This window comes from Paractinoplanes tereljensis (assembly GCF_016862435.1).
Lineage (GTDB): Bacteria > Actinomycetota > Actinomycetes > Mycobacteriales > Micromonosporaceae > Actinoplanes > Actinoplanes tereljensis.
In genome coordinates, this window is record NZ_BOMY01000031.1 from 12,711 (window position 1) to 26,935 (window position 14,225).

The 14,225-nt window shown below is 71.3% G+C and carries 12 protein-coding genes; 3 read left to right on the plus strand and 9 right to left on the minus strand.

The window, feature by feature from the left end:
- Position 1: 1 nt before the first annotated feature.
- From Ate02nite_RS21675 to Ate02nite_RS21685, 3 genes are read right to left on the minus strand one after another with little or no spacing between them, the layout of a single operon-like run.
- Positions 2–1,189: a sensor histidine kinase gene (locus Ate02nite_RS21675; RefSeq protein ID WP_203808366.1), complete on the minus strand. Its 1,188-nt coding sequence runs from the start codon at positions 1,187–1,189 to the stop codon at positions 2–4.
- Entirely contained in the window at positions 1,186–2,508 is a 1,323-nt protein-coding gene (locus Ate02nite_RS21680; protein ID WP_203808368.1) for an FtsX-like permease family protein, read from the minus strand. Before Ate02nite_RS21680 ends, Ate02nite_RS21675 begins: the two co-directional genes overlap by 4 nt.
- Positions 2,505–3,224 carry an ABC transporter ATP-binding protein gene (locus tag Ate02nite_RS21685; RefSeq protein ID WP_203808370.1) on the minus strand — a complete coding sequence of 240 codons (720 nt, stop codon included), beginning with the start codon at positions 3,222–3,224 and terminating at the stop codon, positions 2,505–2,507. Before Ate02nite_RS21685 ends, Ate02nite_RS21680 begins: the two co-directional genes overlap by 4 nt.
- A gap of 117 nt (positions 3,225–3,341) precedes the next feature.
- Here Ate02nite_RS21685 and Ate02nite_RS21690 point away from each other — a divergent pair, with 117 nt between their 5' ends.
- A complete protein-coding gene (locus tag Ate02nite_RS21690; RefSeq protein ID WP_203808372.1) occupies positions 3,342–4,274 on the plus strand; it encodes a LolA family protein in 933 nt (310 codons plus the stop codon).
- 3 nt (positions 4,275–4,277) lie between these two features.
- On the opposite strand, the gene Ate02nite_RS21695 is transcribed toward Ate02nite_RS21690, so the two are convergent.
- From Ate02nite_RS21695 to Ate02nite_RS21710, 4 genes are all read right to left on the minus strand, one after another.
- Positions 4,278–5,918, minus strand: a complete 1,641-nt coding sequence (locus Ate02nite_RS21695; RefSeq protein ID WP_203808374.1) for a methyl-accepting chemotaxis protein — start codon at positions 5,916–5,918, stop codon at positions 4,278–4,280.
- 74 nt (positions 5,919–5,992) lie between these two features.
- Complete coding sequence (locus Ate02nite_RS21700) at positions 5,993–6,424, minus strand: MarR family winged helix-turn-helix transcriptional regulator (RefSeq protein WP_203808376.1); 432 nt, start codon at positions 6,422–6,424, stop codon at positions 5,993–5,995.
- Complete coding sequence (locus tag Ate02nite_RS21705) at positions 6,417–7,946, minus strand: MDR family MFS transporter (protein ID WP_203808378.1); 1,530 nt, start codon at positions 7,944–7,946, stop codon at positions 6,417–6,419. Before Ate02nite_RS21705 ends, Ate02nite_RS21700 begins: the two co-directional genes overlap by 8 nt.
- 39 nt (positions 7,947–7,985) lie before the next feature.
- Complete coding sequence (locus tag Ate02nite_RS21710; protein WP_203808380.1) at positions 7,986–8,738, minus strand: helix-turn-helix domain-containing protein; 753 nt, start codon at positions 8,736–8,738, stop codon at positions 7,986–7,988.
- A gap of 49 nt (positions 8,739–8,787) precedes the next feature.
- Between Ate02nite_RS21710 and Ate02nite_RS21715 the strand changes: the two genes are divergently transcribed.
- Positions 8,788–9,540: a copper homeostasis protein CutC gene (locus Ate02nite_RS21715; protein ID WP_203808382.1), complete on the plus strand. Its 753-nt coding sequence runs from the start codon at positions 8,788–8,790 to the stop codon at positions 9,538–9,540.
- Here the strand turns inward: Ate02nite_RS21715 and Ate02nite_RS21720 are convergent.
- Positions 9,502–11,070, minus strand: a complete 1,569-nt coding sequence (locus Ate02nite_RS21720) for a DHA2 family efflux MFS transporter permease subunit (RefSeq protein WP_203808384.1) — start codon at positions 11,068–11,070, stop codon at positions 9,502–9,504. The genes Ate02nite_RS21715 and Ate02nite_RS21720 overlap by 39 nt on opposite strands.
- 145 nt (positions 11,071–11,215) lie before the next feature.
- On the opposite strand from Ate02nite_RS21720, the gene Ate02nite_RS21725 reads away from it, so the two are divergent.
- Complete coding sequence (locus tag Ate02nite_RS21725) at positions 11,216–12,841, plus strand: fatty acyl-AMP ligase (RefSeq protein WP_203808386.1); 1,626 nt, start codon at positions 11,216–11,218, stop codon at positions 12,839–12,841.
- On the opposite strand, the gene Ate02nite_RS21730 is transcribed toward Ate02nite_RS21725, so the two are convergent.
- Positions 12,838–14,196, minus strand: a complete 1,359-nt coding sequence (locus Ate02nite_RS21730; RefSeq protein ID WP_203808388.1) for a TrpB-like pyridoxal phosphate-dependent enzyme — start codon at positions 14,194–14,196, stop codon at positions 12,838–12,840. The genes Ate02nite_RS21725 and Ate02nite_RS21730 overlap by 4 nt on opposite strands.
- Between the last annotated feature and the right edge of the window lie 29 nt (positions 14,197–14,225).

A 14,225-nucleotide genomic window follows, 5' to 3' on the forward strand; every position in this document is an offset into this window, starting at 1 on the left:
CTCAGTACTCCCGGGGCAGGGTCATGGTCACGATGGTCGGCCCACCGGCAGGCGAGTCGACCCGGAATTCGCCGTCAAGGGCCGAAGCCCGACGAGCCAGCCCAGCCAGCCCGCTGCCGGCCGGGCCGGGCGAGTCGGCGACGGCTGCGCCTCCCTGGCCGTTGTCGCGGACGGTCAAGGTCAGTCGGGTGGGGGTGTCGGTCAGGGTGATTGACACCCTGGTGGCGTGCGCGTGGCGGGCCACGTTGGTCAGTAGCTCGGCGACGGTGAAATAGACCGCTGAGGCGGTGGCGTCGGGTGGGCGGCCGGCCAGAATCACCCGCACCTCGGCCGGCACGGCGCTGCGGGCGGCCAACGAGGACAGGGCGATCTCCAGACCGTCGTCCAGCGCGGGCGGGTGCATCCCCCGGACGATGTCGCGTAGCTCGGCCAGCGCCTCGGTTACGGTGTGGCGGGAGTCGGCGGCCAATGCGCGTACACCCGGCTCGTCGGTTTTGTGCTCTATGCGGGCCAGTTGGACGCCCAGGGTGACCAATCGCGCCTGGGTGCCGTCGTGCAGGTCGCGTTCTACGCGGCGCAGCAGCGCCGCCGCATCGGCCTGCAGGGCCGCGCGGCCCGCCTCCAACTGGGCGATGCGCCGCGCCGCCTTGCTCGGCTGCAGCAGGCCGCGCACCAGCAAACCGTCGGCGAACACCACCAGCCGGACGAACCACGGCGCGGCCAGCAGCAGCAACAGGCCTTCGCCGGCGACCAGCCAGGTGCCCGCCCAGCTGTGGTCGCCGGCCTCGACGAACCACCACGCCGGATAGGCGAGCGCGGCCGAGCCGCTGCCCAGCAGGAACACGGTGAAATAGCCGCCGGCGTAGATCAACAGAGAACCAGCGAAGCAGTACGCGAGGGCGCGCCACGCGGTGCTGTCGGTCAGTGGGTTGCGGCTTGTCGGTTGGGCGTCGGGCCAGTCCCGGCCTAGGAGTTTGCGAGCGGGCGCCCGGAAGTAGGCGGGGGTGCGCCGGGCCAGGGCCAGCAGGCCGGCCAGCAGGGCCAAGCCGAAGATGACCACCGACAGCCCGCAGGCCGCGATGCCCAGCAGGGCCAGCGCCAGGGTGGGCAGCCGCAGCACCGCTCCGGACAGGACGAACGCCAGCTCGCGCCACCAGCGGGCGCTCGCCCAGACCCGGAGCAGGATCACCCGACGACCTCGATCGGCGGCTGCCGCAGCATGACGGCGGCCGGCAGGGCCAGCCCGGCCAGCACCAGCGCGGCCGTTCCCAGGATGCTGCCGACCAGGAACGGGGCCGGCACCCACGGGCGCCAGGTGCCCAGGGCGGTGTGCAGCAAGGGAAGCAGTACGGTCGCGGCCACCACGGCCCCGGCCACGAGCGCGGTGGCGGTCACCACCAGAGCCTCGCAGATCACCACCCGCAGCGTGTGCCCCTGGGTTCCGCCGACCAGCCGCATGACGGCCAGGTCGCGGCGCCGGGCCCGGATCACGGTGATCAGCGTGTTGACCGCGGCGATCGCGGCGAACGCGCAGTAGGTGCCGGTTCCGGCGTAGGTGAGCCACCGGTCGGCGGCCGACTGGGCGACGCCGGTGACGTGTTCGGTGGTGGCTCCGATGACGATGGTGAACACGGCGAACCCGATGGCCAGGGTCAGCGGGACCAGCGCCCCGGACAGCGAGCGGCGGCGGGCGACCACATTGTCGGCGGCGATCCGGCCGGCCGCGCCGAACAGCCGGCCCAGCGGGGACGCGAGCCGCAGCAGCACCGGGCCCAGCATGCCGACGCCGAAGCACATCGCCAGCATCACGAACAGGCCCGTGTTGTCGGCGGTCTGCGCGTCGGCGTCGCTGATCAGGATCGCCAGCGCGATGCCACCGAAAACCAGAAGCAGGCCCATGGGCGTACGGATGCGGCCTGGTCTTTTTCCGGGCATGGCCGCCTCGGTCAGGGCCATCGCCGGGCGTAGCCGGGACGGCCGGATCGCGGCGATCAGCGCCCCGAGCAGCGAGGTGCCGATGGTGACCGCGAACGCGATCGGCACGGTGCCGCCGTGGATCCGGAAGGTCACCTCGGCCGGCACCAGGCCGTGGCCGACCAGGCCGTGCACCCAGGCCCGGCCGAGCAGCAGGCCCAGCGGAACGCCGGCCACCGTGGCCGGGATCGCGACGATGGCGGCCTGCACGGCGATCGCCCGCCGCACCCGCCACGGCGTGGCGCCGACCGTGCGGAACAGGGCGAGATCGCGGCCCTGGTCGGCGATCGCGGTCCCGATCGTCACCCCGACCACCAGGATGGACAGATAGATCGAGACCACCAGGAAGAGGACCCCGATGTCGGCCGTCCCGTCGGCGGCCATCGCCGCCCGCTGGGCCGCGGTCAGCGGCGCGCCGTCGAGCGACGCCACCCCGCACAGGCCGAGCGTGACCAGCGCGGCGGCCAGGGTTTCGGTGGTGGCCGGCCCGAGGAAGGCCCACGGGTTCCGCTTCAACGCCTGCCGGACGATCATGCTGACACAGCCGTGACGCCACGCAGCCGATCGGCTATCTCGGTCGCGTCCGGGACCGGGCCGTCGTGCGCGACCACGCCGTCCCGCAGCAGGACCAGGCGGTCGGCCCAGGCGGCGGCGACCGGGTCGTGCGTCACCATCAGGACGGCGGCGCCGTCCCGGTCGGCGGCGGCCCGCAGCAGCGCGAGGATCCGGGCGCCGGTGGTCGGGTCGAGGGCGCCGGTCGGCTCGTCGGCGAAGACCGCCGCCGGGGCGGTGACCAGGGCGCGGGCGATCGCGACCCGCTGCCGCTGACCGCCGGACAGCTCACCCACCGGCCGCTTGCCGAAACCGGCCAGCCCGACCTGGGCGAGCACCTCGTCGACGGTGCGGTTGCGCGGCCCGCCGAGCCGTACCGGAAGCTCGACGTTCTGCCGCACGGTCAGCTCGGAGAGCAGGTTGTAGGCCTGGAAGACGAAGCCCGCGTGGTCGCGCCGCAGGCGGGTGCGGCGGGCCTCCTTCATCCGGGTGATGTCGTGCCCGGCCAGCCGCACCCGCCCGCCGGAGGGCCGGTCGAGGCCGGCCGCGCAGTGCAGCAGTGTGCTCTTGCCGGAGCCGGTGGCGCCCATGACGGCCACGAACTGGCCGGGAGGAACGTCGAGGGAGGCGTCGCGCAGCGCGATGACGCCGCGCGGATAGCGCCGTGAAACCGAGGCCAGGGAGATGACGGAATCCATGTCTCCACCCTGGTTTCCGGCGGCCGGCGAAACAGCCGGGCAGACCGGCCGATCCGGGTGCGGTTAACCGCACCTTTTCTCAGCCCGGTCACAGCGGCGGCGGGCGAGGATTCGGGCGTGTTCGGATCCAGGCGGGCGTGGGGCTGGGCGGTGCCGTCGGCCGCGGCGGTCGCCGTTCTCGGGGCCGGCGCGGCGGCCGGTGCGATCGTGGCGACCGCCGACCTGGCCCTGCCGCCGCGCAGCGCGGCCCAACTGCTTGTGGACCTGCGGAACGCCGACGTGGACGGGCTGTCCGGAACCATCGTGCAGAGCACCGACCTGGGGCTGCCGGCCGTCGCGAGCCTCACCCGGAGCGCCGGTGGGGCCGCCGACCTGGCCGGCCTGGTGTTCGGCACCAGCACCATCCGGGTCTGGTACGCGGGCCCGGACCGGCAGCGGCTGGCGCTGCTGAACACGTACGGCGAGACCGACCTGATCCGCAAAGGCGCCGACGCCTGGCTGTGGAACAGTTCCGACCGGATGTCCAGTCACCTGACCCTGCCGGCCGCGCAGCTGGCGGCGGTGGCCGCGGCCGACCCGGCCACCGTGGCCAGCACGACCGGGGTCACCGAGGTGGCCGGCCGGGACGCCTACGAGCTGGTGCTGAGCCCCCGGGACCCGGCGTCGCTGATCGGCCGGGTCAGCCTGGCCATCGACGCCGAGCACCACATCCCGCTGCGCATCGAGGTGTACGCGCGGAACGCCACGACCCCGGCCGCCCGGCTCGCGTTCCAGCAGATCAGCTTCGTGGTGCCGGACGCCGAGCAGTTCGTGTTCAAGCCGCCGCCCGGCACCACGACGACCGAGGGCAACGCACACACGGCGCTGCCGGTCACCCCGTCGCTGCTCGGCTCGGGCTGGACGTCGGTGCTCACCACCCGGCTGCCCGACCCGGACGGGCAGCGGCGGGTGTTCGCCGGCTCCCTGGTCAGCGTGCTGATCACCGAGGACGGCCGGTTCTACGCGGGCGCGCTGACCCCGGCCCGGCTCGCCGAGATCGCCGGACTCTGAGGCTCAGAGCCGGAAGCGGCCGATCACCTGCTGCAGCTCGCCGCTGATGCCGGCCAGCTCGTGCACCGTGCTGGTGGTCTCGGCGAGCGCGGAGGTGGTGGCCTGAGTGGCGTTCGCGACGCCGGAGATGGTGCCGGCGATGTCGGTGCTGCCCTGGGCGGCGTCGGCGACACTGCGGCTCATCTCGCCGGTGGTGGCGGTCTGCTCCTCGACCGCCGAGGCGATGGTCAGCTGGTAGTCGTTGATCCGGGCGATGATCGAGGAGATCTCGCCGATCGCCACCACCGCGCTCTCGGTGTCGGCCTGGATCGCCTCGACCCGCTTGGAAATGTCCTCGGTGGCCCGCGCGGTCTCCTGGGCCAGGTCCTTGACCTCGCTGGCCACCACGGCGAAGCCCTTGCCGGACTCGCCGGCCCGGGCCGCCTCGATGGTGGCGTTCAGGGCGAGCAGGTTGGTCTGCTCGGCGATCGAGGTGATCGCCTTGACCACGTTGCCGATCTCGATGCTGGAGACGCCGAGCTTCGACACCGTGGCGTTGGTCTGCTCGGCCACCCCGACCGCCTCGGCCGCGACCCGGGCCGCCTCGTTGGCGCTCTCCGCGATCTCCCGGATCGACGCGCCCATCTCGTGGCTGCCGGCCGACACGGTGTGCACGTTGGCCGAGACCGCACCGGCCGCGACCGCGACCGCGTCGGCCTGGGTGGCGGCCTCGCGGGCGGAGACGCCGATGCGTTCGGTGCTGCCGGTGAGTTGGGCGGTGCTCTCGCCGAGGGCCCGGGAGCTGGCGGTGAGGTGGCTGACCACGTCGCGCAGGCCGTCCCGGGCGGTGTTGACCGCCACCGCCATGGCGCCGAGTTCGTCGCGGGCCTGCACGTCGGCGGCCACCGCGAGGTCGCCCTGGGCGACCGCGGCCAGCGAGGTCGAGACGCTGCCGAGCTGCCGCAGGATCAGCCGGCAGACGAACGCAGCCAGGCCGAGCGCCACCACCAGGGCCACCACCATGATGACGATGAGCTCGGTGCGGGCGGCGTGGTAGGAATCCTCGGCCTTCGCGGTCATCGCGGCCGCCTCGGACTCCTCGGTGTTCTGCAGCGTGACGATCGCCTCGGTCAGACCGGTCTGGGTGCTGTTCCAGACCGGGCCGATCTGGTCCGTCGCCGGAAGGGTGAACCCGCTGGGCAGCGCCTCCTTGAAGACGAGGACGTTCCGCAGGTTCTGGTAGTACGCGAAGGTCGTCGCGAGGGAGTTCGCCGCCTCCGTGCTCTTCGCCGAACCGGCCGCGAGCTCGCGGTACGCGTCGAGCGCGGCGGTGAACGCCGTTTCGGCGGTCTTGGTCTGAGTGATGTAGGTGTCCCGGTTGGTGGTCAGCTGGGCGTAGAGGAACATGCCCCGGAAACTGTCGGCGGACGCACCCCGCATCGTGCTGAGCTGCACCAGCGCGTCGACGTGCCGGGCCTTCATCTCCTGGATGTCGCTGTTGAGGCTGCTCATCCGGGTGATGCCGAAAACCCCGATGGCGAGCGCCGCCACCGCGACGACAAGCACCGAAACATAGATCTTGGTGCCGACCCGGAAGTCGGCGAGCCGGCCCGCGACCGCGTTGCGCCGCGCTGTCACCTGCACGGTTTTGGGATTGACCTCCACGACACCAACCCTTTCGCCGTAACCGACCCCAAAACTCCCTTCGGCCTGCGGCGTGCCCGGCTGAGCGTCAGGCGCTATTCGGCGGCGATGTCGTTGAATCGGGCCAGCAGAGTGGCCAGGGTGCGAACGTCCTCCTCGGGCCAGGAGTCGAGGTGCCGGCGCAGGCGCTCGTTGCGGCCCTCGCGCACCTGGATCATCCGGCGCCGGCCGTCCGCGGTCAGCGTGACCAGGTGGGCCCGGCCGTCGGCCGGGTCCGGCAGGCGTTCGATCAGGCTCAGCGCCTCGAGCGACTGCAGCTGGCGGGTGATGGTGGCCTTGCCGACCCCGACGTGCTCGGCCACGTCGCTCGGCCGCCGGGGGCCGTGGTCCCGCAGGTGGGCGAGCAGGCCGTACGCGCTGGCGTCGAGGTCGGGGTGCACGCCCCGGCTCAGGCGCTCGGAGGTGGCCCGGGCCCGCCGGACGAAGACGGCGAACTCGCGCTCCAGCGCGGCGTAGGGCTCAGTCATTCGCCGTCTCGAGGGCGCTGGTGGTGCGCAACGGAACCTCCCGGATGAACAGGATGCAGAGCAGCGCCAGCAGCGCGAACGGGGCGGTGTACAGGAAGAGGTTACCGGTGGCGTGGCCGTACGCGTTCTGCACGACCGCCCGCGCGGCCGGCGGCAGGTCGGCCAGCCGCGGCACCCCGGACCCGTGTCCCGAGCCGCCGCCGATGTACCGGGTGACCTGGCCGGCCAGCACCGCCCCGAGCGCGGAGACGCCGATCGTGCCGCCCAGCGACCGGAAGAACGACACCGAGGTGCTGGCCGCGCCGAGCTCGGAGAGCTGCACCTGGTTCTGCACGGCCAGGACCAGGTTCTGCAGCGTGGTGCCCAGGCCGATGCCGATCAGCGCCATGCCGATCGCCAGCTGCCAGTACGGCGTGTCGGCCCGGGTCAGGCCGAGCAGCCCGAGACCGGCGGTGATCAGCACCGAGCCGCCCACCAGGAACGGCTTCCACCGGCCGGTGGCGGTGATGATCCGGCCGACGATCGTCGAGGCCAGCGCCAGGCCGAGGATCTGCGGCAGCGCCATGATGCCGGCCAGCGTGGGCGATTTGTCGCGGGACAGCTGGAAGTACTGGCTCAGGAACGTCGTCCCGGCGTAGAGAGCGACGCCGATGACCAGGCTGGCCGCGATGGCCAGCACGACGGTGCGGTTGCGGAACAGCCACAGCGGCAGGATCGGCTCGGCGGCCCGCCGCTCGACCAGCACGAACACCACGGTGAGCACGATCGAGCCGCCGAGCATCGCCGCGGTCGGCCAGGACACCCACGCGTACTTGTCGCCGGCGAAGGTGACCCAGACCAGCAGCAGCGAGGCCGCCGCGGTGATCAGTGTGGTGCCGGCCCAGTCGATCCGCACCTTCCGGCCGCCGACCGGCAGGTGCAGGGTCTTCTGCAAGAAGACCATGGCCAAGATCGCGAAGGGTACGCCTACGAAGAAGCACCACCGCCAGCCGAGCCAGCTCGTGTCGACGATGACCCCACCGATCAGTGGCCCCGCCGAGGTGGCCACGGCCAGCACCGCGCCGAGATAACCGGAGTACTTTCCGCGCTGCCGGGGCGAGATGATCGTGGCCAGCACCACCTGGGTCAGCGCGAGCATCCCGCCGGCGCCTACGCCCTGCACGGCCCGGGCCGCGATGAGCAGCCCGGAGTCGGCGGCGAGCCCGGAGAGCACCGAGCCGGCCGTGAAGATGACCAGGCTGGCCTGGATGAGCAGCTTCTTGCTGAGCAGGTCGGCGAGCTTGCCCCAGACCGGGCTGGACACGGTCGTGGTCAGCAGCGTCGCGATGATCACCCAGGTGTAGACGCTCTGGTTGGCGTGCAGGTCGGCGACGATCGTCGGCAGCGCGTTGGTGACCACCGTCGACGACAGGATCGCCACGAACATCCCCATGTACAGGCCGGACATGGCCTGCAGGATCTGCGCGTGCGACATCGGCGCCGTCCCGGCCCGCTCCCGTACCGCGTCATCGGCCACTGTCATCCCGACCTCCATTGGTTGCCCGGGGCAACCATAGGAGTTTTAGTTGCCCGAGGCAACCAGATCGGCCTGGTAGCGCCCGGGGGTCTGCCCGACCACCGCGGTGAACGCCTCGATGAAGCTCGACGGGTTGGACCAGCCGCAGGCCATCGCGGTGTCGGTGACCGACCGGCCCTCGGCCAGGTGGACCAGGGCGTGGTGGATGCGCAGGATGGTGCGCCAGCGATGGAAGCTCATCCCCAGCTCGGTGTGGAACATCCGGCTGAGGGTGCGCTCGCTGGCCCCGGCGGCCCGGCCGAGCTCGGTCAGGGTGGCGTTCCGGCCCGGCTCGGCGTGCAGGAGATCGGTGACGGTCCGCAGCCGGTCGTCGTGCGGCTCGGGCAGGTGCAGCGACTGCTCGGGAGTCACCGCGAGCTCGTCGATCACCACCGCCCGCAGCCGGTCGTAGGCGCCCGGCCGGGCCTCGGCCCGGTCGGTCAGGGCCAGCAGCGCTTCACGCAGCAGCGCGCTCACCGCGAACACGCTCGGATAGGGCAGCAGCGCGGCGCAGAGGGCGGCCGGGATGACCACCAGGCGTACGTCGGTCCGGCCGTAGAAACGATGGGAGTGCCGGAATCCCGGCGGCGTCCAGGTGACCCGGTTGGCGGGCGCCACCCAGGTGCCGCGGTCGGTGGTGGTGGCGAAGGCGCCGAACGCCGCGTAGACCAGCTGACCGTCGGTGTGCAGGTGAGGCTCGAGCTGAAAGCCGTGCGGCACCCAGCCCGCACCGCTGTCCTCCTGGCGGGTTTCCGGCATAGCCCGTCAGTTTATCGACGGAGCGACAGCGTGCGATACTCGCCGGGCCATGGTTGCCTTTGAACTCGCGGTCCAGGACCCCCACGGGCTGGCCGTCGCGGCCCGCCTCGGCGTCGACCGCATCGAGCTCTGTTCCGCACTTCCGCTGGGCGGCCTCACCCCGTCGCTCGCCCTCATCGAGGCCGCCGCCGGGCCGGCGATTCCGCCGGCGCATGTGCTGGTACGGCCGCGACCGGGCGGCTTCGACTACGACCCGGCCGAGACGGACCTGATCGTGCGGGACGTCCGGCACGCGGTCGCGGCCGGAGCGGCCGGCGTGGTGGTCGGCGGCGTGCGCGCGGGCAGTGTGGACACTGACCTGCTCAAGCGGGTGATCGACGCCGCTGAGGGGGCCGAGGTGACGTTCCACCGGGCGTTCGACACGCTGGGCGATCCGGCCGCGGCCGTCGACACCCTCGCGGAGCTGGGCGTGCGGCGGATTCTGACCTCGGGTGGGGCGGCCGCGGCCGGCGATGCGCTGCCGCAGCTCGCCCGGCTGGTGGCGCAGGCCGCCGGGCGGATCGAGATCATGGCGGGCGGCGGGGTGCGGCCGGAGGTCGTGGGCGATCTGGTGCGGGCCGGGGTGGCGGCGGTGCACGCGTCCGGCAAAGGGTTCGTCGCCGACGCCGTCGGGGTCACGCTGGGCAGCGCGGCCCTCGGCGGGCAGAGCGGGCGGGAGACGACCGACGAAGTTGAGGTCGGCCGTCTCCTCGCGGCGCTTCGGTCAGTGCATGACCACGGCGGCCGGGACCTCGTCGGCTGACGGGGTCTCCGAGGCCGGGGCCTTCTTGCGGGGCAGGAAGGCGATCGGGATGAACGTCGCCAGGACCAGGATGAAGCCCACCCAGAAGGTGCTGGCGAACGAGTCGGCCACGAACGACAGACCGCGCTGCAGGACGTCCGGCGGGAGCTGCATCTGGGCGCCGTGCTGGGCCGCGATCGCCGCCTGAGCCTCGGTGACCGGCTCGCCGGTGCCCGGGTTGGTGACGCCGGGGATCTCGGCGGAACCGTTCAGGTGGCTGGTCAGGATCACCGACATGATCGCGGTGCCGATCGAGCCGCCGATCTGCTGCAGGATGTTCACCAGCGTGGAGCCGCGAGCGACCTCACTGCTGGTCAGCGTGCGCAGCGCCGAGGTCATGATCGGCATCATCGTGCCGCCCATGCCGAGGCCCATCACGAACAGCGAACCACACAGCAACAGGTAGGACGTATCGGTCCCGACCTGGGTGAAGGTGAAGAACCCGAGGGCGATCAGCGCCATCGCGAACGGCACCGTGCGGCCCACCGGGATCCGGTCGGCGAGCATGCCGGCGATCGGCATGGTGATCATCGCGCCGATGCCCTGCGGAGCCATCAGCAGACCGGCGTGCAGCGTGGACTCGCCCCGCACCTGCAGGAAGTAGCTGGGGAACAGCAGACCGGCGCCCATGAACGCGATGATGAACACGAACAGCGAGATCGTCGAGACGGCCAGCCGCTTGTTGCGGAACAGCCGCAGATCGAGCAGCGGGTGCTTCGGCTTGAACGAGTAGAACACGAAGCCGATCACCAGCGCCGCGCCGATCAGCATCGTCACCCACACCTTGGTGGCGGTGATCGTGCCGGTCTCGGGCAGCGAGGACACGCCGAACAGGAACAGGGCGAGGCCGGGGGAGAGCATCAGCATGCCGACGAAGTCGAACGACTCGGACGGCCTCGGGTTGTCCTTGGGCAGCGCGAACTGCGCGTAGACCAGGCCGATGATGCCGATCGGCAGGTTGATCAGGAACACCCAGTGCCAGCTCGCCGCCTCGATCAGCCAGCCGCCCAGGATCGGGCCGCCGATCGGGCCGAGCAGCATCGGGATGCCGAGGACGGCCATCAGCCGGCCGATCCGCTCGGGACCGGCGGCGCGGGTCATGATCGTCATGCCGAGTGGCATGAGCATGCCACCGCCCAGGCCCTGCAACACCCGGTAGGCGACCAGCTGTTCGATCGAGCCGGCCGTGGCGCAGAGCACCGAACCGGCCGTGAACAGGAACAGGGCGAGCATGTAGAGCCGCTTGGTGCCGAACCGGTCGGCGGCCCAGCCACTCAGCGGGATCACCGTGGCCAGGGCCAGGGTGTAGCCGGTCAGCGTCCAGGCGACCTGGGCGTAGGTGGCGTCGAACTCGGTCTGGAAGGTGGGCAGGGCGACGCTCACGACTGTGATGTCGAGAATCGACATGATCGCGCCCAGGACCACCACACCGGCGATCTTGAGAACGGCGGCGTCCAACTTGGCAGGCTGCGCGGCTGCCGTGTCAGTCACAAGAAACTCCAGGGTCGGTCTGGAAGTTGGAAAGGAGGATTTCGAAAAAGAGCTTCTTATCCTGTCACCGGCGCCCACCTGCTAGCACGCCCATTTCCGACTCCGAAAGGGTGCCCTTCGCCACTATCGGCCGTACGGTGACTGCGTGAGCCGATTCATCGATGAAGTGATCATGACAGCGCAGAGTGCGGCGACCGGCATGGTCACCGGCGAACCCGCGGCAAAGGCTCGCATCACCTGGCCTGAGCTGCATCGTAAGGCGCGCAGCGTGGCCGGCGGGCTGGTTCGGGGTGGCTTGCAACCGGGGCAGGCGGTTGCTGTGCTGGCCGGGTTGCCGGTCGAGACCGCCCCGGTGGCGCAGGGCATCTGGCTGGCCGGCGGCAGCATGACGATGCTCCACCAGCCCACCCCGCGCACCGACCTGGAGGCGTGGCGCGCGGACACCCTGCGGGTGCTGCGCATGATCGACGCACGGGCGGTGGTGGTCGGTGCCCCGTTCGAGGCGGTGACACCGGTGCTCACGGCGTACGGCATCAAGAATTATCAAGCCGGTGAGCTGACCGCCGGGCCGGACCACCCACCGGTTTCCGTCGGCGAAGACGACGTGGCGTTGTTGCAGTTGACAAGCGGTTCCACCGCCGAGCCGAAGGCCGTGCGGATCACCCACCGCAACCTGTACGCGAACCTTGCCAACTCCCGCGACCACCTGGGCTGCGACCAAACCGGCGTGATGGTGTCGTGGCTGCCGATGTTCCACGACATGGGCATGGTCGGGTGTCTGCTGTTGCCGATGATGACCGGGATGGAACTGGTGAGCCTGCGGCCCGCCGACTTCCTGAGTCGCCCGCTGGTCTGGGCCGAGATGATGAGCCGCTACGGCGGCACGATCACCACCGCGCCGAACTTCGCGTGGGCGGTGCTCAACCGGCAGCTCGCCCGGGTGCCGGACGGCGCGCTGGACCTTTCGCGGTTGCGGGTGGCCGGCAACGGCGCCGAGCCGATCGACCCGGCGACGATGCGGGCGTTCGTCGAGACCGCCGCCCGGTTCGGACTGCGCCCTGAAGCGGTGAACTGCTGTTACGGCGCCGCCGAGAGCACCCTGGTCATCTCCATGTCGGAAATGTCGGACGAGATGCTGCTCGACTCGGTGGACGCTTCCGCATTGGAGCGCGGCCAGGCCGTGCCCGGCGCGGACCGGGAGATCCCGAAGCTCGGCCGGCCCTATCCGACCGTCGAGGTGCAGGTCGTCGACGACGACGGAAAACCGCTGGGGGCACGCCAGGTGGGCCGGATTCAGCTTCGCGGCGATTCGGTCACCGATGGGTACGTCACCCCGGACGGTTACGAGAGTGCCCGCGACGCGGACGGCTGGCTCGACATCGGTGACGAGGGCTATGTGGTGGAAGACGGGCAACTTGTGGTGTGCGGCCGGCGCAAGGACGTGATCATCATGGGCGGCCGGAACATCTACCCGACCGACATCGAGCGGGCCGCCGCCGGCGTCGAGGGCGTCCGCGAGGGCAACGTGGTCGCGGTGCGGCTGATGGCCGGCGAGGACCGGGCCCGCGAGTCGTTCGCGGTGATCGCCGAGTCGAAGCTGGCCGACGACGAGGCCGCCGCGGCCCGGATCGTCAGGGAGGTCACCTCCCGGGTGGTGTCCGAGATCGACGCCCGCCCGGCGCAGGTCCGGGTGGTGCCGCCCGGCAGCCTGCCGAAGACTCCCTCCGGCAAGCTGCGGCGGGCGGCCGCCCGCTCGCTCCTTCAGATCTAGACGCGGGGCAGGCCGGCGATCGCTGTCGCGACCGCTTCCTCGCTGAGCGCGTGGTCCTCCATGTCGCCGGCCAGGAACCGGCCGTACGCGGGCAGGTCCAGGTGTCCGTGGCCGCACAGCGCGGTGAGGATCACCTTCTCCTCGCCGGTCTCCTTGCAGCGCAGCGCCTCCTCGATGCAGGCGGCCAGGGCGTGGGTCGGCTCCGGGGCCGGGATGATGCCCTCGGTGCGGGCGAAGGTCACGCCGGCCTCGAAGCACTCCTTCTGCGTCTTGGCGACCGCCTCCATCAGGCCGAGCTCGTAGACGTGCGAGATCAGCGGCGACATGCCGTGGTAGCGCAGCCCGCCGGCGTGGATCGGGTCGGGGATGAAGTCGTGGCCGAGCGTGTGCATCTTCATCAGCGGCGTCATGCCGGCGGTGTCGCCGAAGTCGTACGCGTAGACGCCCTTGGTCAGCGACGGGCACGAGGCCGGCTCGACCGCCCGGATGGTCGGGTTCATCGTGCCGGCCAGTTTCTCCCGCAGGAACGGGAAGGCCAGCCCGCCGAAGTTGGAGCCACCGCCGGTGCAGCCGACGATGACGTCCGGCGTAGCGCCCACCTTGGCCAGCTGGAGCAGGGCTTCCTCGCCGATGATGGTCTGGTGCAGCAGCACGTGGTTGAGCACGCTGCCCAGCGCGTAGTTGGTGTCGGCGTGCTGCGCGGCCACCTCGACGGCCTCGCTGATCGCGATGCCGAGCGAGCCGGGGGAGTCGGGGTGCTCGGCGAGGATCTTGCGCCCGGCGTCGGTCAGATTCGAGGGCGACGGGTGGATCGTGCCGCCGAACGTCTCAATCATGATCTTCCGGTACGGCTTCTGATCGTACGAGGCCCGCACCTGCCAGATCTCCACGTCCAGCCCGTACTGTGCGCCGGCGAAGGCCAACGCCGTACCCCACTGGCCGGCCCCGGTCTCGGTGGTGAGCCGGCGGATGCCGGCCGCCGCGTTGTAGAAGGCCTGCGGCACGGCGGTGTTCGGCTTGTGCGAACCGGCCGGCGAGACACCCTCGTACTTGTAGTAGATCTTCGCCGGGGTGCCGAGCGCTTTCTCCAGGCGGTGGGCCCGGTAGAGCGGCGACGGCCGCCAGAGGCGATAGACGTCGAGCACCTCCTCGGGGATCGGCACGTAACGCTCGGTGGTCACCTCCTGCTCGATGAGGGCCATCGGGAACAGCGGCGCGAGGTCGTCCGGCCCCACCGGCTGCAGGGTGCCGGGGTGCAGAACGGGCGGTGGTGGCGAGGGCAGATCCGGCACCAGGTTGTACCAGTTCCGCGGCATCTCCGATTCGGACAGCAGAATCTTCGAGTCAGACGTCATGGCCTGATCATCGCTGCTGGACCCACCGT

What these genes read in the sequence shown, in the direction of transcription:
- Ate02nite_RS21710 (WP_203808380.1), bottom strand. Translation starts at nt 8,738, where the DNA reads ATGCCGGAAACCCGCCAGGAGGACAGCGGTGCGGGCTGGGTGCCGCAC.
- Ate02nite_RS21730 (WP_203808388.1), bottom strand. Translation starts at nt 14,196, where the DNA reads ATGACGTCTGACTCGAAGATTCTGCTGTCCGAATCGGAGATGCCGCGG.
- Ate02nite_RS21700 (WP_203808376.1), bottom strand. Translation starts at nt 6,424, where the DNA reads ATGACTGAGCCCTACGCCGCGCTGGAGCGCGAGTTCGCCGTCTTCGTC.
- Ate02nite_RS21685 (WP_203808370.1), bottom strand. Translation starts at nt 3,224, where the DNA reads ATGGATTCCGTCATCTCCCTGGCCTCGGTTTCACGGCGCTATCCGCGC.
- Ate02nite_RS21715 (WP_203808382.1), top strand. Translation starts at nt 8,788, where the DNA reads ATGGTTGCCTTTGAACTCGCGGTCCAGGACCCCCACGGGCTGGCCGTC.
- Ate02nite_RS21705 (WP_203808378.1), bottom strand. Translation starts at nt 7,946, where the DNA reads ATGACAGTGGCCGATGACGCGGTACGGGAGCGGGCCGGGACGGCGCCG.
- Ate02nite_RS21680 (WP_203808368.1), bottom strand. Translation starts at nt 2,508, where the DNA reads ATGATCGTCCGGCAGGCGTTGAAGCGGAACCCGTGGGCCTTCCTCGGG.